At 68.2% G+C, this 24547-nt stretch carries 20 protein-coding genes, 1 other RNA gene and 1 pseudogene; 8 read left to right on the top strand and 14 right to left on the bottom strand.

Features of this window, described 5'->3' with window-relative positions; genetic code table 11:
* Nucleotides 1-6: 6 nt before the first annotated feature.
* The 8 genes from NJQ99_RS00835 to NJQ99_RS00800 form a co-directional block, all read right to left on the bottom strand.
* Nucleotides 7-1722 (bottom strand): peptidoglycan D,D-transpeptidase FtsI family protein, encoded by a 1716-nt coding sequence (locus NJQ99_RS00835; protein WP_269330909.1) that lies wholly within the window; start codon nt 1720-1722, stop codon nt 7-9.
* Nucleotides 1719-2096: a cell division protein FtsL gene (gene ftsL / locus NJQ99_RS00830; protein ID WP_269330908.1), complete on the bottom strand. Its 378-nt coding sequence runs from the start codon at nt 2094-2096 to the stop codon at nt 1719-1721. The genes NJQ99_RS00835 and ftsL overlap by 4 nt, the downstream gene beginning before the upstream one ends.
* Nucleotides 2093-3091 carry a 16S rRNA (cytosine(1402)-N(4))-methyltransferase RsmH gene (gene rsmH / locus NJQ99_RS00825; protein ID WP_269330907.1) on the bottom strand — a complete coding sequence of 333 codons (999 nt, stop codon included), beginning with the start codon at nt 3089-3091 and terminating at the stop codon, nt 2093-2095. Before rsmH ends, ftsL begins: the two co-directional genes overlap by 4 nt.
* On the bottom strand, nt 3088-3597 hold the full coding sequence (locus NJQ99_RS00820) for a division/cell wall cluster transcriptional repressor MraZ (RefSeq protein ID WP_269330906.1): 510 nt from the start codon (nt 3595-3597) through the stop codon (nt 3088-3090). Before NJQ99_RS00820 ends, rsmH begins: the two co-directional genes overlap by 4 nt.
* A 301-nt stretch (nt 3598-3898) precedes the next feature.
* An RNA gene (gene rnpB, locus NJQ99_RS00815) (RNase P RNA component class A) lies at nt 3899-4302 on the bottom strand.
* A 7-nt stretch (nt 4303-4309) separates the two neighbouring features.
* On the bottom strand, nt 4310-5038 hold the full coding sequence (locus NJQ99_RS00810) for an N-acetylmuramoyl-L-alanine amidase (protein WP_269330905.1): 729 nt from the start codon (nt 5036-5038) through the stop codon (nt 4310-4312).
* An 8-nt stretch (nt 5039-5046) separates the two neighbouring features.
* Nucleotides 5047-5766 (bottom strand): TerB family tellurite resistance protein, encoded by a 720-nt coding sequence (locus tag NJQ99_RS00805; protein ID WP_269330904.1) that lies wholly within the window; start codon nt 5764-5766, stop codon nt 5047-5049.
* Nucleotides 5767-5853: 87 nt separating this feature from the next.
* Complete coding sequence (locus NJQ99_RS00800; RefSeq protein WP_269330903.1) at nt 5854-6405, bottom strand: winged helix DNA-binding protein; 552 nt, start codon at nt 6403-6405, stop codon at nt 5854-5856.
* Between the two features lie 176 nt (nt 6406-6581).
* Between NJQ99_RS00800 and NJQ99_RS00795 the strand changes: the two genes are divergently transcribed.
* The 4 genes from NJQ99_RS00795 to NJQ99_RS00780 all read left to right on the top strand — a co-directional run bounded on the left by NJQ99_RS00795 (nt 6582) and on the right by NJQ99_RS00780 (nt 12198).
* Complete coding sequence (locus NJQ99_RS00795; RefSeq protein WP_269330902.1) at nt 6582-10238, top strand: hydantoinase B/oxoprolinase family protein; 3657 nt, start codon at nt 6582-6584, stop codon at nt 10236-10238.
* Nucleotides 10235-10375, top strand: a complete 141-nt coding sequence (locus tag NJQ99_RS00790; protein ID WP_269330901.1) for a hypothetical protein — start codon at nt 10235-10237, stop codon at nt 10373-10375. Before NJQ99_RS00795 ends, NJQ99_RS00790 begins: the two co-directional genes overlap by 4 nt.
* A 397-nt stretch (nt 10376-10772) precedes the next feature.
* A complete protein-coding gene (locus tag NJQ99_RS00785; RefSeq protein ID WP_269330900.1) occupies nt 10773-11540 on the top strand; it encodes an MlaA family lipoprotein in 768 nt (255 codons plus the stop codon).
* Between the two features lie 55 nt (nt 11541-11595).
* Nucleotides 11596-12198 carry an MlaC/ttg2D family ABC transporter substrate-binding protein gene (locus NJQ99_RS00780; protein WP_269330899.1) on the top strand — a complete coding sequence of 201 codons (603 nt, stop codon included), beginning with the start codon at nt 11596-11598 and terminating at the stop codon, nt 12196-12198.
* 81 nt (nt 12199-12279) lie between these two features.
* Here the strand turns inward: NJQ99_RS00780 and ettA are convergent, their stop codons facing one another.
* The 4 genes and pseudogenes from ettA to NJQ99_RS16265 form a co-directional block, all read right to left on the bottom strand.
* Entirely contained in the window at nt 12280-13932 is a 1653-nt protein-coding gene (gene ettA / locus NJQ99_RS00775) for an energy-dependent translational throttle protein EttA (RefSeq protein ID WP_269330898.1), read from the bottom strand.
* Between the two features lie 249 nt (nt 13933-14181).
* A complete protein-coding gene (locus NJQ99_RS00770; protein WP_269330897.1) occupies nt 14182-14604 on the bottom strand; it encodes a MucR family transcriptional regulator in 423 nt (140 codons plus the stop codon).
* A gap of 309 nt (nt 14605-14913) precedes the next feature.
* A complete protein-coding gene (locus tag NJQ99_RS00765; RefSeq protein WP_269330896.1) occupies nt 14914-15456 on the bottom strand; it encodes a hypothetical protein in 543 nt (180 codons plus the stop codon).
* A gap of 246 nt (nt 15457-15702) precedes the next feature.
* Nucleotides 15703-16425: pseudogene (locus NJQ99_RS16265) on the bottom strand (AAA family ATPase); the annotation flags it as partial.
* Between the two features lie 282 nt (nt 16426-16707).
* Between NJQ99_RS16265 and NJQ99_RS00755 the strand changes: the two are divergent.
* Nucleotides 16708-17925 (top strand): MFS transporter, encoded by a 1218-nt coding sequence (locus NJQ99_RS00755; protein ID WP_269330895.1) that lies wholly within the window; start codon nt 16708-16710, stop codon nt 17923-17925.
* Nucleotides 17926-17931: 6 nt separating this feature from the next.
* Here NJQ99_RS00755 and NJQ99_RS00750 read toward each other — a convergent pair whose 3' ends face one another.
* Entirely contained in the window at nt 17932-20427 is a 2496-nt protein-coding gene (locus NJQ99_RS00750; protein ID WP_269332050.1) for a GcvT family protein, read from the bottom strand.
* A 176-nt stretch (nt 20428-20603) separates the two neighbouring features.
* Between NJQ99_RS00750 and speB the strand changes: the two genes are divergently transcribed.
* The 3 genes from speB (at nt 20604) to NJQ99_RS00735 (ending at nt 23709) form a co-directional block, all read left to right on the top strand.
* The gene (gene speB, locus NJQ99_RS00745; RefSeq protein WP_269330894.1) at nt 20604-21548 is read left to right on the top strand and encodes an agmatinase; all 945 of its coding nucleotides are present in this window, start codon (nt 20604-20606) and stop codon (nt 21546-21548) included.
* Between the two features lie 92 nt (nt 21549-21640).
* Nucleotides 21641-22888 (top strand): D-amino acid dehydrogenase, encoded by a 1248-nt coding sequence (locus NJQ99_RS00740; protein ID WP_269330893.1) that lies wholly within the window; start codon nt 21641-21643, stop codon nt 22886-22888.
* Between the two features lie 20 nt (nt 22889-22908).
* Nucleotides 22909-23709, top strand: a complete 801-nt coding sequence (locus NJQ99_RS00735; RefSeq protein ID WP_269330892.1) for a maleate cis-trans isomerase family protein — start codon at nt 22909-22911, stop codon at nt 23707-23709.
* 7 nt (nt 23710-23716) lie between these two features.
* Here the strand turns inward: NJQ99_RS00735 and NJQ99_RS00730 are convergent, their stop codons facing one another.
* Nucleotides 23717-24511 (bottom strand): enoyl-CoA hydratase-related protein, encoded by a 795-nt coding sequence (locus NJQ99_RS00730; RefSeq protein ID WP_269330891.1) that lies wholly within the window; start codon nt 24509-24511, stop codon nt 23717-23719.
* Nucleotides 24512-24547: the final 36 nt, after the last annotated feature.

Genomic DNA, 24547 nt, shown 5'->3' with positions numbered 1-24547 from the left:
AGCCCCTCAGTCGTTCACGGTGAAAGAGGCCACCCTCACGTCCGGATTCGGGCCTTCTTGAGGCAGGCTCGGCCGAAGTCCGTAGAGCGGCCCGAGGCGGGCGACGACCTCGCGCACGGCAGGCGCGGCAACCCATCCGCCGGTCGCATAGCCGTGCGTGTCGGGTGTCGGCTTCGGCTCGTCGATGACGGCCAGCACGAGAAACCGGGGATCGTGCGCCGGAAACGCGCCGACGAACGAGGAGAGGAGCGCCTTGCGTGCATAGCCGCCGGCGTTCGCCTTCTCTGCCGTCCCGGTCTTGCCGATGACGGGATAGCCCGGTACGTCGGCATTCCGCCCCGTGCCGTCGAGCACGGCAAGGCGCATGAGGTCGCGCATGAGAGCGCTGGTCCGAGCGGAGATCACCTGTTCGCCCGGAGTGGCGTGGTCCTGCCGCAGGAGGGTCGGCACGACCTTGCGGCCGCCGTTGACCACGGCGGCCACCGCGCCTGCAAGCTGAACGGGAGTGACCGCGAGGCCGTGCCCATAGGAAACGGTCAGCGTGTTCACCTCCCGCCAGGGCGAAGGCACGAGCGGCTTGCCGACTTCCGGCACCTCGAGCACGGCAGCTTCCAGCAGGCCCAGGTCGCGCAGATAGGCACGCTGCGTCTCCGCGCCCACCGCCAGCGCCATTCGCGCCGAACCGATGTTGGAGGAATACTTGAACACCTCCGGCACCGACAGCCACCGGTGCTTGCCGTGATAGTCGTTGATGGTGAAGCGTCCGATCTTGATGGGCTTGCTGGCGTCGAAGCTGTCGTTTACCCGCACCGCGCCGGAGTCGAGCGCCATCGCCGTGTTGAAGATCTTGAAGGTGGAACCCATCTCGTAGACGCCGAGCGTCGCCCGGTTGAACAGGCGCTCGGGCTCGAACTGCGCCGGCTGGTTCGGATCGAAATCGGGCAGCGAGACCATGGCCAGCAGTTCGCCCGTCCGTACGTCCATGACGAGGCCGGTTGCGCCGATCGCCTGGTGCTTGGACATCTGTGCCGCCAGCGCGTCGCGCAGGATGTGCTGGACGCGCAGATCGATGGACAGGGCAAGCGGCTTGCCCGCACGCTCCGGGTCGGTCAGCGCCTGCTCGAACGCCTTCTCCATGCCCGCGATGCCGCGGTTGTCCACGTCCACGAAGCCGACGATATGCGGCGCGGCGCGGCCCTGCGGGTAGACGCGGCGTTCCTCCCGGACGAAATCGAGACCGGGGATGCCGAGGTTGAGGACCGCTTCCTGCTGGCGCGGGGTAAGCGCGCGGGCGATCCAGACGAAGGCCTTGCGCGAGTCGAGACGGCCCAGCACCTGCGCCTCGTCAAGTTCCGGCAGAACCCGGACCAGGCGGCGGGCGGCATCGGCGGGATCGAGCACACGGCGCGCGTCGGCAAAGAGCGAGGCCGTCGGAAGCTCCGTCGCGAGAAGGACGCCGTTGCGGTCCACGATGTCGGCGCGCCCCGCCGAAAGCTGCGAGGTCATGGCGGCGGCCACGGGCTCACCGGCATCGCGCAGCACGCCCAGGTCGACGAGGCGCATGCCCAGGACGCCGAACGCCGCGGCAAACACGACAGCGGCGAGCGCCATGCGGTTGCGGCCCGTCTCCATCGCGGCCCGCTGCTCCCCGTCCAAACGCAGAACCCGCCGCGTACGGGCGGGAGCGTGCGGCCGGGGCTTGGCGTAGGTCACGTCGGTCATTGGCGCGTTTCCCAAGCAGGAACCCAGGGCTTGTATTGGGGCAGGCGGATGATGGTGCCGTCCGGCAGCTCGGCGAAGATTTCCGCATCCCCCGGCGGCGGACGCAGCGGCAGTTGCGCCGGCGCCATGATCTGGCGGGCATTGACCGGTTGAAGTGTCAGGTGACGCTGGGCCAGCCCCTCGAGCCGGCGCGGCTCGTTCAGATAGGTCCACTCGGCCTGGTAGGTGCGGATGGAGTCACGCTCCTCCAGCAACCGGGCGGAGAGCTGCGTCGCCTCCTTCTCGAGATCCATGACCGCATATTTCACGCGGTAGACGCCGACGGACGTCGCCGCGATCAGGAGAAACAGCAGCACGTTCACAAAACGCATCATGCCGCGGCCTCCAGCGTGAAGCTTTCAAGGAACCGTCCGCGAAGGCCGTCATTCGCCGGAACCGGGACGTCGAGGCGCACGCCCGCGCGCAGCTTCGCCGACCGCGCCCGCGGGTTGGCGGCGACCTCGGCCTCGTCTGCCTCGACGGCCTTGCGCGACAAGACGCGAAACGTCGGCTGCGCGCCCTGCACTTCCGGCATGTGGCGGGAGCCGCCGCCAGTCAGGCCGCCGCGCTCCTGGAAGAAACGCTTCACGATCCGGTCCTCGAGCGAATGGAAGGTGACAACGACCAGCCGCCCGCCGGGCGCCAGCAGGGATTCCGCCGCGAACAGCCCGCGTACCAGCTCGCCCAGCTCGTCGTTCACATGGATGCGCAGGGCCTGGAAGGTCCGCGTCGCGGGATGGATCCTGTCGCCGCGCACTCCGCCCAGCGCCGCCGCCACGACGTCGGCCAGCGCGCCCGTCGTGGCAAGCGGCTGACGCTCCCGGGCGCGCGCAATGGCCCGGGCGACGCGGCGCGCCGCGCGCTCCTCGCCGTAGACCGCGATGATGCGGGCGAGACTGCCCTCCGGATAGGTATTCACGACATCCGCCGCGCTCTCCCCCTCGCCCGACATGCGCATGTCGAGGGGACCGTCCTTCATGAAGGAGAAGCCGCGTTCGGCCTCGTCGATCTGCATGGAGGAGACGCCAATGTCGAGCACGACACCGTCGACCGCCTCGACACCCTCCGCGCGCAGCAGGCCGTCCATCTCTCCGAATCGGCCAGCGACGAAACGGAAACGCTCCCGAGCCTCGCCGGCCAGCACTTCGGCCTCGCGCGCAGCGCGGGGGTCGCGGTCGACGCCCCAGACCACGCAGGGCGCGGCCTGCAGGATCGCGCGGGTGTAGCCGCCCGCCCCGAACGTGCCGTCGACATGCACCTCGCCCGCAGCAGGCGCCAGCACCTCCAGAACCTCGTTCAGCAGCACCGGAACATGGGGCCGCGCACTCATTCCGCGCCCTCCCCGGCCTGCGCCGTGCCCGCCTCGACGGCTTGCGACCATGCGGCGGCGAACATCTCCTCCTCGTCCTCGCCCAGGGCGTCGTCGAGCTGGGCGTCGAACACGTCCGCCGACCAGATCTCGAACACGCGCCCGCGACCGGCAAAGACAAGCTCGCCCCCCTTCTCGCCGAGGCCGAGGCGCGCGCGCAGGTCGGCGTTGAGGACGGTGCGGCCGTCGCCGTCGATCTGCAGCTGGGTCGCCTGCGCCTGCAGGCGCCGCTCCAGCTTGCGGCGGGTCTTGGAGAGCGGGCTCATCCGGTCGAGCACGGAGGTGAGGCGGCGCAGGTGCGCGGGCTCGCAACACTCCAGCGCGGGCTCGCCCGCGAGCGAGGGATAGGCGAAGAAGCCCATGCCCATCGTCCCCCGCAGCTCCGCGCGCAGCTGCGCCGGCACGGACACGCGGCCCTTGCCGTCACAGCGGACGCGGTATGTGCCGAGGAACAACGGCTCGCTCATCGTCCTGCAAACCCCACCATCGGTTCCTGACCCCGGCCACGGACCCCATTCCGCGGGCAACGGCGGCGAGACCACGCAACGCGAAGGACCACGCACGCGACTCACGCCACCGGATCAGGCTGACACGGCATGGTATGTCATGGAACTTAATGGAGTCTATATGGAACTTGCCTGAAACCTTCGGGTTTTGCAGTCCTTTCGACAAGCTCAAACAAGAACAAAAAAAGAATATCGGGGCCGGACGGCCGCATGACCCCACGGCGTTCCATGGAATGCTGCGGGACGGGGCATGGAAATGAATGGGATCAGACGGCCTGTAAGCCGGGTTCTGTCCACGCCCGCCACCCGAAGGCAGCAAGGCGCTGGACGGCCATTCCTCTGGGACCGGGATCGCTCCCGGCCTCGCGCGACCGACCCGGACGGCTGGTTCGGAAACGGAACCTGCGGACCGAAACCCGCGCGCCGCCCCTATTTGGTCTTGCTCCCGGTGGGGTTTGCCGTGCCGCCCCCGTTACCGGGGGCGCGGTGCGCTCTTACCGCACCCTTTCACCCTTGCCTGGCGCGAACGCCGGGCGGTTTGCTTTCTGTGGCACTTTCCCTGGGGTCGCCCCCGCCGGGCGTTACCCGGCACCGTGTTTCCGTGGAGCCCGGACTTTCCTCCCCCGCGCCGGCAAGCCGGACGGGAGCGGCCGTCCAGCCGTCTGATCCGTTCTCAGATGTCGGCGAGACGGGGGTCGCCGTCAAGGGCGGCTGCGCGCGCGGCGACGGCGACGAGGCGCGCGGTCGTCGCCGCATCGGCTGCCCCGGTGACGCGTTCAGGCCGCCAGCGGCGCTGGAAGGCGGCAAGTGCGGCCCGCGTCTGCCGGTCCCAGCCCGGCCCCTGTCCAACCTCGTAGCCGATCAGCGACAGGCAGGCGCGCACGCCCGCGGCCCCCATCGGCGGCGCATGGCGCGGCTGTCGCGGCAGGGGGAGCGCAAGCCCGCGGCGCGCCAGGTCCTCCCACGGAAAAAGCTCTCCCGGATCGGTCTTGCGCGCGGGCGCGAGGTCGGAATGTCCGATCACCCGGTCCGGTGTCAGCGCGTGCCGCCGGAGCAGGTCCGACAGCAGCCCGCACAGCGCGCCGACCTGCGCGTCGGGGAACGCACGATAGCCGAACTCGTGCCCGGGGTTCTGAAGCTCGATCCCGATAGAGACCGAGTTCATGTCCCGCTCGCCGCGCCAGCAGCCCGCGCCTGCATGCCAGGCGCGCCGGTCTTCCGGCACGAGCTGCGTGACCGAGCCGTCCTCCTCGATGAAATAGTGCGCCGAGACCTCCGCGGCCGGGTCGCACAGCCGGGCAATGCTCTCTTCCGCGCTGCGCATGCCGGTGTAGTGCAGGACCACCCAGCCGATCTCCCGCCCCTTGCGGTCGCCGTGGTTGGGCGACGGACGCACCCTCACGGCCGGGATCATTTCAACCCGCGCTCCGCCCGGATGCGGGCATGGGCGGCATTGATTGCCGCAAGCTTCTCGTTCGCCATGCCGATCAGTTCCGACGGCACGCCCCGCGCCATCATCCGGTCGGGATGGTTGTCGCGCGCGAGCCTCCGATAGGCCGTGCGCACATCCTGATCGGATGCATCCGGGTCGATGCCGAGCACGACATACGGGTCGTCCTCCGCGCGTCCCAGATGCGTGATCTTGAGGCGGCGCCACTCGGCCTCGGAAAAGCCGAAGATTTCCGCCACCTCCTCCAGGTAGGCGCACTCCGACGGGTGCATGACGCCGTCGGCCTTGGCGATGTGGAACAGCGCATCGAGCACGTCCTCGAGCACGGCGGGATTGTCGCGGAACATGCGCGCGACCTGGCGGGCGTAGCCCTCGAACCCCGCGGTTGCCTGCCCGGCCAGGTTGAAGACCCGGGCGACGTTCCCAGCCTCGCCCTGCGGCACGTGCAGCACATCGCCGAAGGCCGCGATCTCGTCCTGGGAGACGGAACCGTCCGCCTTGGCAAGCTTGGCCGACAGCGCAATCAAGGCGATGGAGAAAGCGACCGAGCGTTCCGGCGCATGTGCCCCGTGCGGCGCGGAAACCCCGCGGCCGGAATCGAAGGACCGCAGCAGGTCCCCCAGCGGGCCCGGAAGCCCGATGCTGTCGGCCGCCCCCGCCAATTTGCTCCACATGGACATCGGGCGCAGACTATCCCGTGCCGAGAAGGTTTGAAATCCGAATTGACCCTGCCTCGCGCAGTCCGCGTCGCCTGGTCGCGGGTGTCGTCAGAGCGATGCTGCCGCCCGCGCCGCCTGGTCGTAGTGGCCAGACAGGACGCGCAGCAGCGCGGCGATGTTGGAAACGTCGTCCGGGTCCAGGCTCAGGTGCCGCATGGCGCCGACCAGCACGGCCTCGCGGATCTCCTGATAGCGGTTGCAGGCCGCTTCACCCGCGCGCGTGATGCCCACGGTTTTCTCCTTGCCGCGCCGGCCGCTTTCGACGAGGCCGCGCGCCTCCAGCTTCTTCAGCGCGTAGGTGACGGTGTGCGTGTCCTCGATGTTCAGCACGAGGCAGATGTCCGCCAGCGTCTTCTGCCGCCCGCGATGATTGACCGTGTGCAGCAGGAATACCTCCAGCGGGCTCAGCCCCTCCTCCCCCGCCGCCGTCATGCACCGTGTCATCCAGCGGTTGAAGGCGTTGGTCGCCATGGCAAGCGCGAACTCGACCTCCGAAAGCTCCGGCATTCCGCCGGCGGCGAGGTGAGCTGCCGAAACCACCGGGCCTACGCCCGGGCGGCGTGCGGCACCTTTCGGCGTAGCGTTCGGATCCCTCGGCATGTCGCTTTTCCCTTTCTCGCGCGCAAGCCGCTACAACCAAAACGGTATTTGACGCCAGACGCATCCCCTTATCCGTTACGTTGACAATTTGCCGATTTTTTGTCAACGTTTTGTCACGCAACATGCAAAAACCGCCCGCGCCAGGTCGCGTGGAGGCAGGGAGTATGGAGGTTTGAATGACGGCTCAGGACGCAGGCGGCGCCATCGGATCCAACACGCTCTGGGACTTCTGGATCGACCGTGGCGGCACCTTCACCGATATCGTCGCCCGCCGGCCCGACGGCGCGCTGGTGACGCACAAGGTGCTGTCGGAAAACCCTGAGCGGTACGAGGACGCCGCCGTCCAGGGCATCCGGGAGCTTCTTGGCCTCGGCGACGACGATCCCATGCCGAAGAACCGCATTTCCGCGGTGAAGATGGGCACGACGGTAGCGACCAACGCCCTGCTGGAGCGCAAGGGCGAGCGCACGGCGCTCGTCATCACGCGGGGCTTCGGCGACGCGCTGCGCATCGGCTACCAGAACCGGCCGCGCCTGTTCGATCGCCATATCGTCCTGCCGGAGCAACTCTATTCGCACGTCATCGAGGCCGAGGAGCGGCTGAGCGCCGAGGGCGATGTGCTCGTCCCGCTCGACGGCGACAAGCTGCGCGCCGGCCTCCAGGCGGCCTACGACGAGGGCTACCGCGCCTGCGCGATCGTCTTCATGCACGGCTACCGCTACCATGCGCACGAGAAACGCGCCGCCGAGATCGCCCGCGACATCGGCTTCACGCAGGTCTCCGCGAGCCACGAGGCGAGCCCGCTGATGAAGCTCGTCGGCCGCGGCGACACGACCGTGGTCGACGCCTATCTCTCGCCGATCCTGCGCCGCTACGTGGATCGCGTGGCCTCCAAGGTCGGGGTCGACGACACCGGTACGCGGCTGATGTTCATGACCAGCGCGGGCGGGCTGACCGACGCCAGCCTGTTCCAGGGCAAGGACGCAATCCTGTCGGGTCCCGCGGGCGGCGTCGTCGGCATGGTGCAGACCGCGGCGATGGCCGACCTGCACAAGATCATCGGCTTCGACATGGGCGGCACGTCCACCGACGTGTCGCACTATGACGGCGAGTACGAGCGTGCGTTCGAAACACTCGTCGCGGGCGTGCGCATGCGCGCGCCCATGATGATGATCCACACCGTGGCGGCAGGCGGCGGCTCGATCCTCAGCTTCGACGGCGCGCGGATGCGCGTGGGCCCGGACTCCGCGGGCGCCAATCCAGGTCCCGCCTGCTACCGCAAGGGCGGGCCGCTGACCGTGACCGACGCGAACCTGATGGTGGGCAAGATCTCTCCGGACTTCTTCCCCCGCGTCTTCGGCCCCCACGCCGACCAGCCGCTCGACAGCGGCGCGGTCGAGGCCAAGTTCGCCGAGATGGCAAGCGAGACAGGCAAGGCCCCGGAAGAGGTGGCGGACGGCTTCCTCAAGATCGCAGTAGAGAGCATGGCGAACGCCATCAAGAAGATCTCGGTGCAGCGCGGCTATGACGTGTCGAAGTACGCTCTGGCCTGCTTCGGCGGCGCGGGCGCGCAGCATGCCTGCCTCGTGGCCGATGCGCTGAACATGACCAAGGTCTTCATCCACCCCTTCGCAGGCGTGTTGTCGGCCTATGGCATGGGGCTCGCCGACGTGCGCGCGACCCGGCAGAAGGCGGCCGAGTTCCCGCTCGACGACGACACGGTGGCGGCCATCGCCACCGACCTCGACATCCTGGCGACGGAAGCTGAGGCCGAGGTCCGCTCTCAAGGGATCACGGAGGACAACATCTCGTCGAAGCGCGAGGCGTTCCTGAAATACAAGGGCACCGACAGCGCGCTGGCCGTGCCCTTCGGCTCGGTCGACGAGATGCGTGCGGCATTCGAGGAGCTTTACCGCCAGCAGTTCGGCTTCATCGATCCCGGCAAGCCGATCCTCGTCGAAAGCCTCTTTGCCGAGGCCGTCGGCAAGGCGGCGGAAGTGGCCGACCCGGTGCTGGGCGTCGCGGACGCCGACCTCGGCACGGAAGCTCCCGCAACGCGCGAGACGCGCTTCTTTTCCGACGGCGCCTGGCACGACGCCCGCATCGTCCGGCGCGAGGACATGCGGCCCGGCATGATCGTGACGGGCCCCGCGATCATCACCGAGCCGCACTCCACCATCGTGGTGGAGCCGGAGTGGCGCGCGCAGCTGACCGACCGCGACCACGTGATCGTCGAGCGGACCAAGGCTGCCAGCCGCAAGGCCGCCGTCGGAACCGAAGTCGACCCGGTGATGCTGGAGATCTTCAACAACCTCTTCATGTCGATCGCCGAGCAGATGGGCGTGACGCTGGAGAAGACCTCCTCCTCGGTGAACATCAAGGAGCGGCTCGACTTCTCCTGCGCGGTGTTCGACGAGGAGGGCAACCTCATCGCCAATGCGCCGCACATGCCGGTGCACCTCGGCTCCATGGCAACCTCCGTGCGCACGGTGATCGAGAAGAACCGCGGCACGATCCAGCCCGGCAACGTCTATTGCCTGAACGACCCCTACAACGGCGGCACCCACCTGCCGGACGTGACGGTCGTGACGCCGGTGTTCGACGAGGCGGGCGAGGAGATCCTGTTCTTCACCGCCGCGCGCGGCCACCACGCCGACATCGGCGGCATCAGCCCCGGCTCCATGCCGCCCAACAGCCGCACGGTCGAGGAAGAGGGCGTGCTGCTCGACAACCTGCTGCTGGTCGACCGCGGCACGTTCCGAGAGGACGCCCTGCGCAAGGCGCTGACCTCGGCGAAGTACCCGGCCCGCAACCCGGACCAGAACGTCGCCGATCTCCGCGCCCAGCTCGCCGCCTGCGAGAAGGGGGTGCAGGAGCTCAGGCGCATGGTCAACCATTTCGGCCTCGACGTGGTGCAGGCCTACATGGGCCACGTGCAGGACAATGCCGAGGAATGCGTGCGCCGGGTCATCGACGCGCTGCACGATTCCGAGTTCACCTACGAGATGGACCAGGGCAGCCGGATCAAGGTGGCGATCCGCGTCGACCGCGAGGCGCGCACCGCAACCGTAGACTTCACGGGCACGAGCCCGCAGCAACCGAACAATTTCAACGCGCCCTCGGCTGTCACCCGCGCGGCGGTGCTCTACGTATTCCGCTGCATGGTGGACGACGATATCCCGATGAACGAGGGCTGCCTGAAGCCCATCGAGCTGATCGTGCCGCCGAAGTCGATGCTGGCGCCCGAAGCGCCTGCCGCGACCGTCGCCGGCAACGTGGAAACCAGCCAGGCGATCACGGACGCGCTGTTCGGCGCGCTCGGCGCCATGGCGGCCGCCCAGGGCACGATGAACAACCTGACCTTCGGCAACGACACGCACCAGTATTACGAGACGATCTGCGGCGGGTCGGGCGCGGGTCCGGGCTATGACGGCACCGATGCCGTCCACACGCACATGACCAACTCCCGGCTGACCGACCCGGAGGTGCTGGAATGGCGCTTCCCGGTGCGGCTCGAATCCTTCTCGATCCGGCGCGGGTCGGGGGGCAAGGGCAAATGGCGCGGCGGCGACGGCACGGTGCGCGAACTTCGCTTCCTCGAGGACATGACCGTGTCGCTGTTGACCGGGCACCGGCGCATACCGCCCTTCGGCCTCGAAGGCGGCGAGGACGGCGCCTGCGGCCGCAACTGGATCGTCCGGGCCAACGGCCACCGGGAGGACCTGGAGGGTTGCGACCGGGCCGAAGTGCATCCGGGCGACGTCCTGGTCATCTCGACGCCGTCCGGGGGCGGCTACGGCAAGGCCGAATCGGACAGGGAGGCCGCGGAGTGAGCCGCGGCGCCATGCGGGGGCTGGCGATTCTCGGAATCGCCCTGCTCCTGCTCGCCATGAAGCTGGCGACGGACTGGAAGCGGGCCCAGACGGAAGAGCCGCCGCCCGCGGCATCCGCGCCAGCCTCCACGGACTAAGGACGCGCCCTCGCCTCCCTGATCGGAGGCGGGGGCGTGCTGCATTGCACACCCATGTTGCAGTGCGTCGACGAACTCGGCTTGCCCGGGCCGGGGGATCGGGGCAGACTTTCCGCGATACGGATGGAGGGAGTCATGACAGCGATATTTCAGCTGACGACCGGTGCCATCTTCCTGTTTCTGTGCGCGGTCGTCTTCGGTTTGATCTGAGGCACCGTTTCTCAGGTGCAACACAGGACAGGTTTTTTTCAGGATGGCGGGCAACGACTCGCCATTCCGGGTCGGCTTCATTAACTTTCCTGCCGTTTACTCCGGGGCCGTTGTGTAGGGTCCGGCAGCACGTCTGCCGGCGTGCCATCCCGAGAAGTCCACGAAGTTTACGAGGCCCCTATCTGCAATGACGTCTTTCTGGCGGTTTCTCCGGATCGGTCTGCTGTGCGCCGCGCTCGGCGGCTGCGCGTCCACACAAGGCCCGACGCTTTCTGCGCTGGATGAGCCGAACGATCCGTTCGAGCCGTTCAACCGCGCCATGTTCGCGGTGAACCAGGGAATCGACACGGTGGTCATCCGGCCTGCGGCGGTCGCCTACGACGCGGTGACGCCGACGACCGTGCGCCATGTCCTGCGCAACGTGACGAGCCATATCGGCCTGCCGATCACGCTCGCCAACGCGGTTCTGCAGGGCGACTGGGACCACGCCCAGACCACCTTCTGGCGCCTGTTCGTGAACACGACGCTGGGCGGTCTCGGCCTCCTCGACCCCGCGACCGACCTCGGCCTGCCGCTACGCGAGGAAGACTTCGGCCAGACGCTGGCCGTTGCCGGGATCGAGGAAGGGCCTTACCTCTTCCTTCCGCTGCTCGGCCCCGTGCCGCCGCGCGACCTGGTGGGCCGGATCGTCGATCATGCCTTCAATCCGTTGATGTACCTGGAGAACGGCACTGTCGCGTCGGTGAGCAAACGCTCGGTGGAGGTGCTGGAGTTCCGGGCAGAGAACATGGAAGCGCTCGACGAGCTTTACCGGACCTCGCCCGATTTCTACGCTGCGATCCGCTCGGCCTATCGCCAGCGCCGCAATGCCGCCATCCTCAATGGCGAATTGGATACCGAATCCCTGCCGGACATCAGCGCCGTCTCGGACACCCCGAGGGCAGGAACGAACTAGCGCGGATGCTGGCGCGTTACACCATGGTCCACAGCATCACCGGGAGTGAAGTCAGATGCGTCCGCTCATGATGATTACGGGGCCCCTGGTCGCCCTCGCGATGATGGTGACGGCTGCGGCCGCAGCGACCGAGGACACGGCGAAGGCCTTCGTGCAGGGCCTTGCCGACCGCGTGATCCAGGTGCTGGAGAAGAACGGCAACGATACCGCGGCCCGCCAGGCGGAATTCCGCGACATCTTCGCCCGCAACGCCGACGTCGAGGCGATCGGGAAGTTCGCGACGGGGCGGTACTGGCGCGCGGCGAGCGAGGAGGAGAAGCGGGCCTATCTCGACTTCTTCGCCGACTATGTCTCCTTCATGTACGCAACGCGCATCGATGCCTATGCCGGCGAGAAGCTGGAGGTCGAGCGGGTGATCGACGCGGGCGCCAAGGGCCTGATCGTGAAGTCGCGCATCGTGCGCGCGGAGGGGCCGCCGGTGCAGGTGGACTGGCGCCTGCGTGCGACCGATGGCGGTTTCAAGGTCATCGACCTGATCGTCGAGCAGGTGTCGATGGCCCAGACCCAGCAGTCGGAGTTCACGTCGATCCTCGCCCGCAACGGGGGCAAGCTTCCGGCACTGGTCGAGGAACTGAAGCCGCGCGTCGCGGGCCTCTGAACCTCCTCCCCACGCAAGAACGCGAACGCAAAAGGGCGCTCCCACGGGAGCGCCCTTTTCGCATCAGCGCGCAGTGCCCGCTCAGGCGCGCTCGAACCGCTTGAACTTGATGCGGTGCGGCTCGACCGCCGCGTCGCCGAGGCGGCGCTTCTTGTCGGCCTCGTAGTCTTCGAAATTGCCCTCGAACCACTCCACGTGGCTGTCGCCCTCGAAGGCGAGCATGTGGGTCGCGATGCGGTCGAGGAACCAGCGGTCGTGGCTGATGATGACAGCGCAGCCCGCGAAGTCCTCGAGCGCAGCCTCGAGCGCCTGCAGGGTCTCGACGTCGAGGTCGTTGGTCGGCTCGTCGAGCAGCAGCACGTTGTAGCCGCCCTTCAGCATCTTCGCGAGGTGGACCCGGTTGCGCTCGCCGCCCGACAGGTCGCCCACCTTCTTCTGCTGGTCGCCGCCCTTGAAGTTGAAGGCGCCCACATAGGCGCGCGAGTTCATTTCCCGGTCGCCGAGCTTCAGCACGTCGAGCCCGTCGGAGATTTCCTCCCACACGGTTTTCTTGGGGTCGAGCGCGTCGCGGCTCTGATCGACGTAGCCGAGCCGCACCGTGTCGCCCAGCGTGATGGAACCGTCGTCCGGCGCATCCTGCCCAGTGATGAGCCGGAACAGCGTCGTCTTGCCCGCGCCGTTCGGGCCAATCACGCCGACGATGCCGCCCGGCGGCAGTCGGAAGGACAGGTCCTCGAACAGCAGCTTGTCGCCATAGGCCTTGGCGAGGCCGTCCGCCTCGATCACCTTGTCGCCGAGGCGCGTGCCGTGCGGGATGATGATCTGCGCGCGGCCCGACTGTGCATCGGCCGCCTTGTTCAGCAGTTCCTCGTAGGCCTTGATGCGGGCCTTGGACTTGGCCTGGCGTGCCTTCGGGCTGGACCGGACCCATTCCAGTTCGCGCGACAGGGTGCGCTGGCGGGCCTCCTCGGTCTTGCCCTCGGTCTCCATCCGCTTCTGCTTCTGTTCCAGCCAGGACGAGTAGTTGCCCTCGTAGGGGATGCCCCGGCCGCGGTCCAACTCGAGGATCCAGCCCGTGACATTGTCGAGGAAGTAGCGGTCGTGAGTAATGAGCAGCACCGCGCCCTCGTACTCGCGCAGGAAGCGCTCCAGCCACGCGACCGTTTCCGCGTCAAGGTGGTTCGTCGGCTCGTCAAGCAGCAGAAGGTCGGGCTTGGCCAGCAACAGCTTGCAGAGAGCGACGCGGCGCTTCTCGCCGCCCGACAGCTTGTCGACCGCCCAGTCGCCCGGCGGGCAACGCAGCGCGTCCATTGCCTGCTCGACCTGTGCATCGAGATCCCAGAGGTTCTGGCTGTCGATCTGGTCCTGGAGTTGCGCCATCTCCTCGGCCGTCTCGTCGGAATAATTCATGGCCAGCTCGTTATAGCGGTCGAGCAGCGCCTTCTTCTCCGCCACGCCCTCCATGACGTTGCCGAGCACATCCTTGTCGCCGTTGAGCTGCGGCTCCTGCGGCAAGTAGCCGATGCGCGCACCTTCCGCCGCCCAGGCCTCGCCAGTGTATTCCGTGTCGATGCCGGCCATGACGCGCAGCAGCGTCGACTTGCCGGCGCCGTTGACACCGATCACGCCGATCTTGGCATCCGGATAGAAGCTCAGCGAGACGCCATCCAGCACCTTCTTGGCCCCATAGGCCTTGGTGACACGGTGCATGTGATAGATGAACTCGCGTGCCATGCGTGACTGCTCCGCTACAGGTGAAACCGGGATGGATGTGCGCCCCGCGTTGTAGCGGGCGCGCGCGCGCCGTGCAATCGCGGCAGCGCGGCGTGGGATGTTCTTCAGATGTGAACGGCCGGACGCAGTGCAAGGGGCAGACACGCAAGTGCACCCCACGATGCACAAGGGGTCCGTGCAACACGCACGGACCCCCTTGCCAACGGCCGGACCCGCACGGGGCCCGGCGCTGTCTTGTGGCCGGACCGGTCAGCGCTTGCCGCTGGCCTTTCCCGACGCCGGCCGCTTGCCGAGGCCCATCTCCTTTGCAAGGTCCGAGCGGGCCTTGGCATAGGACGGCGCGACCATCGGGTAATCGGGGGCCAGTCCCCACATCGCGCGATACTGCTCAGGCGTCAGATTGTGCTGCGTACCGAGGTGGCGGCGCAGCGACTTGAACGACCCGCCGCAGATCAGGCAGGAAATCTGCTCGTCCTGAACGGACTTCTTCACCGGCACTGCCGGGCGCATCTGCTCTTCTGCCTCGACCGGCTTCCCACCGGAGGCCGCGAGAAGTGCTCCGTGAATGCTGGAAATCAATGCAGGCAGTTCACTGGCCGGTACGCTGTTGTTACCGACATAGGCCGACACGATATCGGCCGTCATGTCGATGATCTCATCTCTCGACTGCATCCCTTCAAGCTCCTTCGTGGCGCGAGTTCACCCCGCGCAGTGCTCTTTTTGTGTGCGCTTGAGAGATACACGCAGAAAACAGCGAAAGGAAGTATCAATCCCGGGAAAATAGAAAATATTTTCACCGAACCGGAATATCTTCGAGATGAGAGTCGCGCGTGTGGCGTTGCAGATTGGCGCGATTCAATCGATGGTGGAGTGAATGCATGCCAAGGCATGGCATATCGCCTGCCGCGCCGGCAGCGCCATCCTATCGCCTGGCGATTCGCGCACCCTCCGGGCTCGGCCGCGCGGGTGCGGCCCTGGCGCTCAGGCGTCCGGATCCTCGGCGACGAGGAAGGCCACGACCGCCTGACGCAGCACGTCCGACATGCGTTCGTCGCGCACACGGGAAACCGCGCGCAGCTTTTCGAGTTCGTCCGCGCTCAGCGGGACCGTCACCAGCAGCGTTCCGTCACGGCGGCGCTGCACGCTCTCGTTGATCGAGACGGGCGTGATCCTGCGCTGCCGGGCCAGGATGTCCCGGATCGAGTGTACCTGCGCGGTTGCCTCCTCGTCCCTGTCAGCGCCCTCGTCGAACGCATCGGCCTCCTCGTCCCCATAGAAGGCATCGATGTCGTCGGGACCGGCCGCGTGCGCCGCGGCGTCTGCACTGCCCAGCAAACGGCTCAGCCCCGGCGACAGCGCGCCGCCGTGCGGCTGGGCGATCCCTTTGCGTCCCCGCATGTTCTCCGCTCCCAGTTCCTGCGCCGGCATGTCGAGTGCGCTCAACGCAGGCGGTGGAGCGGGCTCGGCTTCCCCTTTCCGTACGAGGAGACCGGAGTGGAGCGTGGCAAACTTGTTACGGGCCATGGCGTGCATCCTGATCCGGCTGGAAGTTCAAGTGTGGGCACGGCGGCCGAAGGTGGTGCCGGGCCTGCCGAGCGTGGCACCGCCAAAGCGCCGGGCAGCGCCGGCAGCAGGCGCCTGCGCAGGGGCCGCATGCGCCGCGCCGTCCTGCGGAGCGGCCTCGGCAGGGGACGCGGGCCGCTCGACGGCAGACGCCGTGTCGCGCGCCACGCCCGGCTGCGGCGCGGCGGTGCCGGCTGCGGCGGCGTGTCTCTGCCCGAAACCCGGACGCTCGGATGGCGGGATCGCGGGCGAAAGCACACCTGGCGGACGGGCCCCGACGGCTGGCGCCTGGACTGCGGTTTCCCGCGCGACCTTTTCGAGGCGGGTCGCGATATACTCCCACAGCGCCTTGACTTCCTTCGACGAAGACCCCTCGGGATCGGTCTCCATCACGGTGCGGCCGTCGATCATGCTGGCAGCGAAGTCGACGCGGTGATGGATGGTCACAGGCGCAACCGTGCCGTGCTGCGACAGCGCGACGGCAGCCTCGGACGTGATCCGGGCCCGCGGCGTGGCACCGTTGACAACGAAGATCATCTGCTTGCGCTTGGCCTCGATGATGTCGACGGTCGCACCGACGGCGCGCAGGTCGTGCGGGCTGGGCCGGGTCGGCAGCACCACGAGGTCGGCGAAGCTCACGACCTCCGCGATCGCGCGGGTCACGGCGGGCGGGGTATCGATCACCACGACCCGGAAACCGGCCTCGCGCAGCTGTTCGACGTCGTGGAAAAGCGTCGAGAAGTCGGTCCGCACGAAGGCCGGCGCCGCCGAATTGCGCGCGTTCCACCACGTCGCAAGCGAGCCCTGCGGATCGGTATCGATCAGCGCCACGGGTCCGTTGCCCGCAAGCTCCCCCTCGACCGCCAGATGTCCCGCCAGCGTGGTCTTCCCAGCACCGCCCTTCTGAGACGCGACCACAATCACGCGCATGGCTGAAGGCATGAAAACGTCCCCTGTCGCAACTCGAAACCGGACCCAACCGCCCGCACCCCAACAAGTGCCACCGACGCCGGCGCTGCTGCGTGACGAGCCGAATATTCTCCTGAATCCTAGGCTTCACCACCTTAATGGCACGTAAACTGTGGAACGCGCCGCGAGAGGGCACGCGATCCGTGCAACTCTGTTTTTCGCAGCCTGGAACTTCGCGGTGCTTGCGCTGCAGCCCTGCTGCGTCAAACTGCGCCCCATCGAAGGAAATGGATGTTATCGCTCATGTCGCTTCACGGCGCCTCCTGGCGGACACCCGCCATCATCATGGCTGCGGGTGCACTCATTGCACTCATCTCGCTTGGTGTGCGGTCGAGCTTCGGTCTCTTCCTGGCGCCGATGTCCGCAGATCTCGGCTGGGGGCGGGAGGTGTTCGGCCTCGCGCTTGCCGTGCAGAACCTCGTCTGGGGCCTTGCCCAGCCCATCGCGGGCGGACTGGCGGACCGTTACGGGCCGGTGCGGGTGCTCACGGTGGGCGGCGTGCTCTACGCGGTCGGCGTCTGGCTCATGTCGGTCACGACCGATCCGGTTCTGCTGAACATCTCCGCCGGACTTCTCGTCGGCATGGGCATCGCGTTTTCGTCCTTCACCATCGTCATCGCCGCGCTGGCCAAGATGGTCGCGCCCGAGAAGCGGTCCCTCGTCATGGGCCTCGGCACCGCGGCAGGCTCCATGGGCCAGGTCGTCGTCGTGCCGCTCGGCGCGGCGCTGCTGACGAACTTCGGCTGGGTGGAGGCACTGTTCTGGCTGTCGCTGGTGGCGGCGCTGATCATTCCACTCGCAAGCGTCTTCGCGGGCGGAAGCGCGGGCCGCATCCTGCCGCCCGACCAGAGCTTCCGCGACGCGCTGACTGAGGCATTCGCCCACCGCGGCTATATCCTCCTGACCATCGGCTTCTTCGTGTGCGGCTTCCAGGTCGCCTTCATCACCGTCCACCTGCCGGCCTACCTCGGCGACAACGGGCTCGGCCCCACGGTCGGCGCCACCGCGCTGATGCTGGTTGGCCTCTGCAACATCGCGGGCAGCTTTGCGTCTGGGTGGGCCGGCGGGCGCTATTCCAAGAAATACGGCCTCGTCTTCATCTATGTCGCGCGCTCCATCGTGACGGCGGCCTATCTGCTGATGCCGCTGACCGAGATGTCGACCTATGCCTTCGCGATCGCCATGGGCTTCCTGTGGCTGTCGACCGTACCGCTGACCTACGGGATCGTGGGCCAGGTGTTCGGCCCTGGCTACATGGCGATGCTGTCGGGCATCACCTTCGTCAGCCACCAGGTCGGCTCCTTCATCGGCGTGTGGGCAGGCGGCGCGCTCTACGACGCCTTCGGCACCTACGAGCCGGTGTGGTGGGGCGGCGTGATCCTGGGCGTGCTCGCGGCGTTCGTCCACTGGCCCATCGACGACCGCTCGATCGAGCGGCAGAAGGCCGGCGCCGCAGCCTGACGCGGCCTAGCGGCGCGCCGGGCTGTCGGCGCGGATGCGCAGGTTCTGCGGATCGTGGGGGCTGTCCTCGACAACCTCCGCGTCCCACAGTGCGCCCATGATTCGCACCTTGAGCCGCGTGCCGGGCGCGGCATGGGCGGGGTCGACATAGCCGAGGCCGATCTGCCTGCCGAACACGACCGACCACCCGCCCGACGTAAGCCGGCCGACGCGGGTCGTCCCGTCGCTCTCGTAGAGCGCCTCGCGCCCCCACGGATCGGCGTCCGCCGGCCCGTCGATCAGCAGCGTCACGCAGCGCGCCCTGATCCCCGCCGTCTCCAGCGCCGTCTTGCCGACGAAATCCTTCGACATGTCCACGAAGCGGTCGAGCCCGGATTCGAACGGCGTCGCATCCCGCCCGAGGTCCGAGCCGAAGGCGCGATAGGACTTCTCCTGCCGCAGCCAGTTCATTGCGCGCGTCCCGCAGAGCCTGAGCCCCTGCCCCGCAGCCACGATGCGGTCGAAGAGATAGTTCTGCATCTCCATCGGGTGATGCAGCTCCCACCCCAGCTCGCCCGCATAGGCCACGCGGATCGCCAGCGTCCGGCACATGCCGAGGTCGACCTCGCGCGCCGAGAGCCAGGGGAACGCCTTGTTGGTATAGACCGCCGCCGGGTCTTGCGCGAATGTGACCGCCTCCATCACCTCGCGCGCCTTCGGTCCGGCGATGGCGAAGACGCCGTATTGCGTGGTGACGTTCTGGATGACGACGCTGCCGTCCGCGGGCGCCATCTTGCGCAGGTAATCGCCGTCATAGGCCTCCGCCGCGCCCGCCGAGACGACGTAATAGTCGTTCTCGCCATGCCGCACGATGGTGAACTCGGACCGCACGGTGCCGGCCGCTTCGGTCAGCGCATAGGTCAGATTGATGCGCCCCACTTTCGGCAGCCGGTTGCAGGTCAGCCGGTCGAGGAAGTCCGTCGCGCCCGGACCCATTATCCGGTGCTTGGCGAAGGGCGTGACGTCGAAGAGGCCCACGCCCTCGCGCACCGCGCGGGCCTCGGCTTCCGCAAAGCGCCACCAGCCGCCGCGGCGGAACGACCGGGCGGCGTGATCGTCGAAATCGGGCGTATCGGCGTAATAGGTCGGCCTCTCCCACCCGTTCACCTGGCCGAATTGCGCGCCCCGCGCCTTCACCCGGTCGTAGCAGGGTGCGGTCTTTAGGGGGCGGCAGGCCTCCCGCTCCTCGTCCGGGTGGTGCAGGATGAAGACGTGCTCGTAGCACTCCTCGTTCTTGCGCGCGGCATAGTTGCGGTTGATCCACGGCCCGTAGCGGCGCGGGTCGAGCGACCACATGTCGATCTCGGCCTCGCCTTGCGTGATCATCTGGGCGAGGTAGTAGCCGGTGCCGCCCGCAGCCGTGATGCCGAAGGAGAACCCCTCCGCGAAGTAGAAATTGTCCACGCCCGGCGCGGGCCCGACCAGCGGATTGCCGTCGGGCGTGTAGCAGATGGGCCCGTTGAAGTCGTCCTTCAGGCCCACGTTCTCGGTGGACGGGATGCGGTGGATCATCGACAGGTACTCGGCCTCGATCCGGTCGAGGTCGAGTTGCAGGAGATCGGCCCGGAACGTCTCCGGCACGCCGAAGACGGCCCAGGCGGGGGCGTTGCGCTCATAGGGGCCGAGGATCCAGCCGCCGCGCTCCTCCCGCACGTACCATTTGGCGTCCGCGTCGCGCAGGACCGGATGCTGCGGGTTCGACGCGCGCCACTCGACCAGCGCGGGGTCGGGCTCGGTCACGATGTACTGGTGCTCGACCGGGATCGCAGGGATGTAGCAGCCGACCATCGCCGCAGTGCGCTGGGCATGGTTGCCGGTCGCCGTGACGACCACGTCGCAGCGGATCTCGAACGGCTGCTTCGCCTGAAGGATGCCGCCCTTGTCCGCGACGATGTGGCCGCGCACGATCCATTCGCCGCTCGCCGTGCGTTCGAACGCATCCACCTGCGTCTTGCGGTAGATCCTCGCGCCGCGCGCCCGCGCGCCGGCCGCCATCGCCTGCGTCACGTCGGCCGGATTGATGTAGCCGTCGGTCGGGTGGAAGATCGCGCCCTTCAAGTCCTCGGTCCGCACCAGCGGCCAGCGCTCGGCGATCTCTTTCGGCGTGAGCCACTCGTAAGGGATGCCGACCGTCTCGGCGGTCGAGGCATAGAGGCGGTATTCGTCCATGCGCGCCTCGGTCTGCGCCATGCGCAGGTTGCCGACGCGGAAAAAGCCCGTGTCCATGCCGGTCTCGCCGGCCAGGTCCTGGTAGAACTTCACCGAGTAGTCGTGGATGTGGCTCGTCGCGTAAGACATGTTGAAGAGCGGCAGCAGCCCCGCGGCATGCCAGGTGGAGCCCGCGGTCAGCTCGTCGCGTTCCAGCAGGACCGTGTCCGTCCAGCCCGCCTTGCAGAGGTGATAGGCGATCGAGCAGCCCACCGCACCGCCGCCGACCACGACCGCGCGTGCATGCGTGACCATGTCCGCCATCCGCGTTCCCCTTCCCTGCCATTCGTCCGTGCGCACTCACTCCCAGCTTACCCGGCAGAGCCGGCGCGCGTTCCCTGTTTCCGACATCGCCCCCTAGGTTTCCGACATGATCGGGGCTACATAGCGGGCCGAAACCCCTTGCCCCGACCCGGAAGGATGAGAGAGCGATGCCCGCGCCCACGATGGACCAGGCGATCACCGCGGCGACGCCCTATGGCGGCCCGAACGAACCCAGCTATTCCGGCGTCACGTCCTTCATGCGCCGCAAGTACACCAAGGACCTCGCCGGTGCCGACGTGGCGATCACGGGCGTGCCGCTCGACCTCGCGACGACGGGGCGGCCGGGCGCGCGCTTCGGTCCGCGGGGCTTGCGCGCGGCGTCCGCCAACATCGCGTGGGGCAAGCCCTTCCCCTGGGGCTTCGACCCGTTCGAGACGATTGCCGCCATCGACTATGGCGACTGCTTCTTCGACATGGGCCACCCGGGCGCGTTCGCCGACGCGATCGAGGCGCACGCCCGCACCATCGTTCGGGCGGGCGTGGTGCCACTGACGCTCGGCGGCGACCACTTCGTCACCTATCCGGTGCTGAAGGCGGTGGCGGAGAAGCACGGCCCCCTCAGCCTCATCCACTTCGACGCCCATTCGGACACCTGGGCGGAGGAGGACAAGCGCCTCGACCACGGCACGATGTTCTACTGGGCGGCGAAGGAAGGTCTCGTCGACCCGGCACATTCGGTGCAGGTCGGCCTGCGCACCTGGAACGACGAGACGCACGGCTACAACATCCTGACCGCCCCCTGGATCCACGAGTACGGGATCGAGGCGGCGGTGTCGGAGATCCGCGCGCGCGTCGGAAGCCGGCCCGTCTACATCACCTTCGACATCGACTGCCTCGACCCGGCATTCGCGCCGGGCACGGGCACGCCGGTGCCGGGCGGACTGTCGAGCGCGCAGGCGCTGGGCATCGTGCGCGGCCTCACGAAGCTCACCTACACGGGCTTCGACCTTGTCGAGGTCGCACCGCCCTACGACCATGCGGAGATGACGGCGCTCGCGGGCGCGCAAATCGCGCTGGAATACCTCTGCCTGATGGCCGACGCCCGCCGCTGAGTGCATGGCGCGCGTGCCCGCGCAGCCCTTGGCAAGCCCGCGCGAACCGGGTTTGATGCACCCCGGATGCGGTATCTTGCGCGAGGGGCGACATGCGGATCGCGGTGCTTGGGGCTGGCGTGATCGGCGTGACGGCGGCGTGGGAGCTGCTGCGCGACGGGCACGAGGTCGTTCTGGTCGACCGGGAGGCGGAGGCGGCGAGCTTCACCAGCGCCGGCAACGCCGGGCTGATCTCGCCCGGCCATGCCTATGCCTGGGCAAGCCCCGCCGCGCCGGGCATGCTCGTGCGCTCGCTGTGGCGCAACGACCAGGCGCTGCGCTTCAAGCCGTCGCTCGACGCGCGGCTGTGGTCGTGGACGCTCAAGTTCCTCGGCCAGTGCACGGAGGCTGCAGCGGCGCGCAACACAGCGGCCAAGGTCGGGCTCTGCACCTATTCCCGCGACCGGTTGAACCTGATCGCGGAGGAAACCGGCATCGCCTTCAGCCACGTGACCGACGGCTGCCTGTTCCTGCACCGGTCGCAGGCGGCCCTCGTCGCCGCATCGAAGAAGGCCGAGGTGCTGCGACGCCAGGGTGTCGAGGTGCGCACCGTCACCATGGCGGAGGCCGTGGCCATCGACCCCGCGCTCGCCCCCATCACCAACCAGTTCGCGGGCGCGCTCTATGCCCCCGGCGACCAGTCGGGCGACTGCCGCACCTTCGTGCGCGCACTGGCCGCAAAGGTGGCGGAGGCCGGCGGCGACGTTCGCTTCGGGACGACGGTCCAGGCGCTCGACATCTCCGGCGACCGGGTAATCCGCGCCGTGACGGACAAGGGCGACGTTGTGGCCGACGCCTACATGGTCTCGCTGGGGGTGATGAGCCCGTTCCTCGTTAAGAACGCGGGGCTCGACCTGCCGATCTACCCGATCAAGGGATACTCGCTGACCGCGCCCGTCGCGGGCCGCAACAATGCGCCGCGCATTGGCGGCATCGACGAGGCCAACCTCATCGCCTATGCCCGCTACGACGACCGCATCCGTGTAACGGCCACGGCGGAGTTCGCGGGCTATGACACGAGCTACACGGAAAAGGACTTCCGCCACATGTATGCCACGATCCGCTCCATGTTCCCGGATGCGGCCGACTGGCAGAGGACGGAGTTCTGGGCGGGCCTGCGCCCAATGACGCCGACCGGCCTGCCGATCTTCGGACGCGGGCGCGTGCAGAACCTCTGGATGAACACGGGCCAGGGGCACATGGGCTGGACGATGGGCGCGGGCAGCGCGCGCATCGCCGCCGACCTGATCGCGGGCCGGGCGCCCGAGGTCGACACCGCAGGCATGATGCTTCCCAACTGAACGGACGGGAGACGACGGGAATGGGCGTGGCCGAACAGACGCCGAAGGGCGCAACGCTGATGCTGGAGCATCTGCCCTACGAGACGGACAAGGGTGTGGCTGCACGCGCCCGGCTGGGCGCGGTGGTGCTCGCCACCGACTACACGCTCGAGCACGAGATGCGCGAGGTGCTGGCCGAGGTGCCGGGCGTCGCGGCCTACAATGCGCGCATCCTCAACTCGCCCACGATCACGCCGGAAACCCTTGCCGACATGAAGGAGCGGATCGCGCCCACCGCCGACCTGATCCTTCCGGGCGACACCCTCGACGTGGTGATGTTCGGCTGCACGTCGGGCGCCATGGTGATCGGCGAGGAGACGGTGTTCGAGAAGATCCGCAGCGTCCGCCCCGAAGCGAAGCCGACCACGCCGATCACGGCAGCGTTTGCGGCCTTTCGCGCCTTCGGGGCGCAACGGATCGGCGTTCTGACACCCTACCGCGCCGACGTGAACGCAGGTCTCCAGCGCTATATCGAGGCGCGCGGGTTCGAGGTCCCCGTGTTCGGCAGCTTCAACGAGGAGAACGATCCGACCGTCGCCAGCATCACCGTTGCCTCGATCGAGGGCGCCATCGCCCGGATCGTGGACGCCGCCGACGTGGATGGCGTGTTCGTCTCGTGCACCAGCCTTCGCCTCGGCCGGGCGGCGGCGGCGATCGAGGAGCGTATCGGCAAGCCTGTCACCTCGTCCAACCATGCGATGATCTGGCACGCGCTGCGGCTTGCGGGGATCGGGGACACGCTGCCTGCGTTCGGGCGGCTCTACACCCTGCCCCTTGCCTGAGGCGCGTTTACTTTCCCCGGAAGACGGGCGTGCGGCCCTCGGCGAGGGCGGCGACCGCCTCCCGGTGGTCCTCGGTGCGGCCGAGGCGGCGTTGCACGTTCGCCTCGACCTGCAATTGCTCTTCGAGGCTGGCGACCGTCGTCGCCTCGAACATCCGTTTCATCAGGGCGAGCGTCTCAGGCGCGCGGCCCGCAAGATGCTGGGCGAGGGCGGCAGCCGCGGGGCGCGACGCCCCTTCCTCGACCACGCGCCAGACGAGCCCGAACTCCCGCGCCTCCTCCGCGCCGAACGCGGCCCCCGTCATGGCGAGCGCACGCGCGCGGGAAAGCCCGATCAGCCGCGGCAGGAACCAGCTTGCCGCCCCCTCCGGCGCAAGCCCGCTCTCCACGCCGTCCAGCGCGAAGAGAGCCCCTCGCTCGGCAAGCACGATGTCGGCTGCCGCAAGCAGGCCAAGGCCCGCGCCCGTCGCGCGGCCCTGGGCGGCCGCGATCACCGGCCGGCGCATATCCCGCAGCCGCAGGATCACCGGCGCGAGCGCGTCCGACAGGATCCGGCCGAAGTCCTGGGCGGGCGAGCGCCGGTCCGGCCTGCGGGCTGACGGGTCGATCCCGATGCAGAAATCCGCACCCGCCGCCGCCAGCACGACCACACGCACGCTCTCGTCCTTCTCGAGCATGTCGAGCGTCCGCAGCAGCCGTTCCAGAAGGTCTGCGGTCAGTGCGTTTCCGGCCTCGGGACGGTTGAGCAGCACCGTCGCGACCGCGCCATCGCGCTCCTGCCCGATGCTCCGTGTCCTGTCCATCAGACCTTCCCTTCATCCGCGCGCAGGCGCCCGGCA

It is taken from the genome of Futiania mangrovi (assembly GCF_024158125.1).
In the GTDB taxonomy this organism is placed as follows: Bacteria; Pseudomonadota; Alphaproteobacteria; order Futianiales; family Futianiaceae; genus Futiania; species Futiania mangrovi.
This window is presented reverse-complemented; position numbering and strand designations above follow the sequence as displayed.

Excerpts from the sequence above, each read along its gene's own strand:
- NJQ99_RS00770 (WP_269330897.1), bottom strand. The coding sequence starts at position 14,604 with ATGCAGTCGAGAGATGAGATCATCGACATGACGGCCGATATCGTGTCG.
- NJQ99_RS00805 (WP_269330904.1), bottom strand. The coding sequence starts at position 5,766 with ATGTCCATGTGGAGCAAATTGGCGGGGGCGGCCGACAGCATCGGGCTT.
- NJQ99_RS00750 (WP_269332050.1), bottom strand. The coding sequence starts at position 20,427 with ATGGTCACGCATGCACGCGCGGTCGTGGTCGGCGGCGGTGCGGTGGGC.
- rsmH (WP_269330907.1), bottom strand. The coding sequence starts at position 3,091 with ATGAGTGCGCGGCCCCATGTTCCGGTGCTGCTGAACGAGGTTCTGGAG.
- NJQ99_RS00800 (WP_269330903.1), bottom strand. The coding sequence starts at position 6,405 with ATGCCGAGGGATCCGAACGCTACGCCGAAAGGTGCCGCACGCCGCCCG.
- NJQ99_RS00735 (WP_269330892.1), top strand. The coding sequence starts at position 22,909 with ATGGGCGTGGCCGAACAGACGCCGAAGGGCGCAACGCTGATGCTGGAG.
- NJQ99_RS00780 (WP_269330899.1), top strand. The coding sequence starts at position 11,596 with ATGCGTCCGCTCATGATGATTACGGGGCCCCTGGTCGCCCTCGCGATG.
- NJQ99_RS00820 (WP_269330906.1), bottom strand. The coding sequence starts at position 3,597 with ATGAGCGAGCCGTTGTTCCTCGGCACATACCGCGTCCGCTGTGACGGC.
- NJQ99_RS00730 (WP_269330891.1), bottom strand. The coding sequence starts at position 24,511 with ATGGACAGGACACGGAGCATCGGGCAGGAGCGCGATGGCGCGGTCGCG.
- NJQ99_RS00740 (WP_269330893.1), top strand. The coding sequence starts at position 21,641 with ATGCGGATCGCGGTGCTTGGGGCTGGCGTGATCGGCGTGACGGCGGCG.
- NJQ99_RS00765 (WP_269330896.1), bottom strand. The coding sequence starts at position 15,456 with ATGGCCCGTAACAAGTTTGCCACGCTCCACTCCGGTCTCCTCGTACGG.
- ettA (WP_269330898.1), bottom strand. The coding sequence starts at position 13,932 with ATGGCACGCGAGTTCATCTATCACATGCACCGTGTCACCAAGGCCTAT.
- ftsL (WP_269330908.1), bottom strand. The coding sequence starts at position 2,096 with ATGATGCGTTTTGTGAACGTGCTGCTGTTTCTCCTGATCGCGGCGACG.
- NJQ99_RS00785 (WP_269330900.1), top strand. The coding sequence starts at position 10,773 with ATGACGTCTTTCTGGCGGTTTCTCCGGATCGGTCTGCTGTGCGCCGCG.
- NJQ99_RS00835 (WP_269330909.1), bottom strand. The coding sequence starts at position 1,722 with ATGACCGACGTGACCTACGCCAAGCCCCGGCCGCACGCTCCCGCCCGT.
- speB (WP_269330894.1), top strand. The coding sequence starts at position 20,604 with ATGCCCGCGCCCACGATGGACCAGGCGATCACCGCGGCGACGCCCTAT.
- NJQ99_RS00755 (WP_269330895.1), top strand. The coding sequence starts at position 16,708 with ATGTCGCTTCACGGCGCCTCCTGGCGGACACCCGCCATCATCATGGCT.
- NJQ99_RS00795 (WP_269330902.1), top strand. The coding sequence starts at position 6,582 with ATGACGGCTCAGGACGCAGGCGGCGCCATCGGATCCAACACGCTCTGG.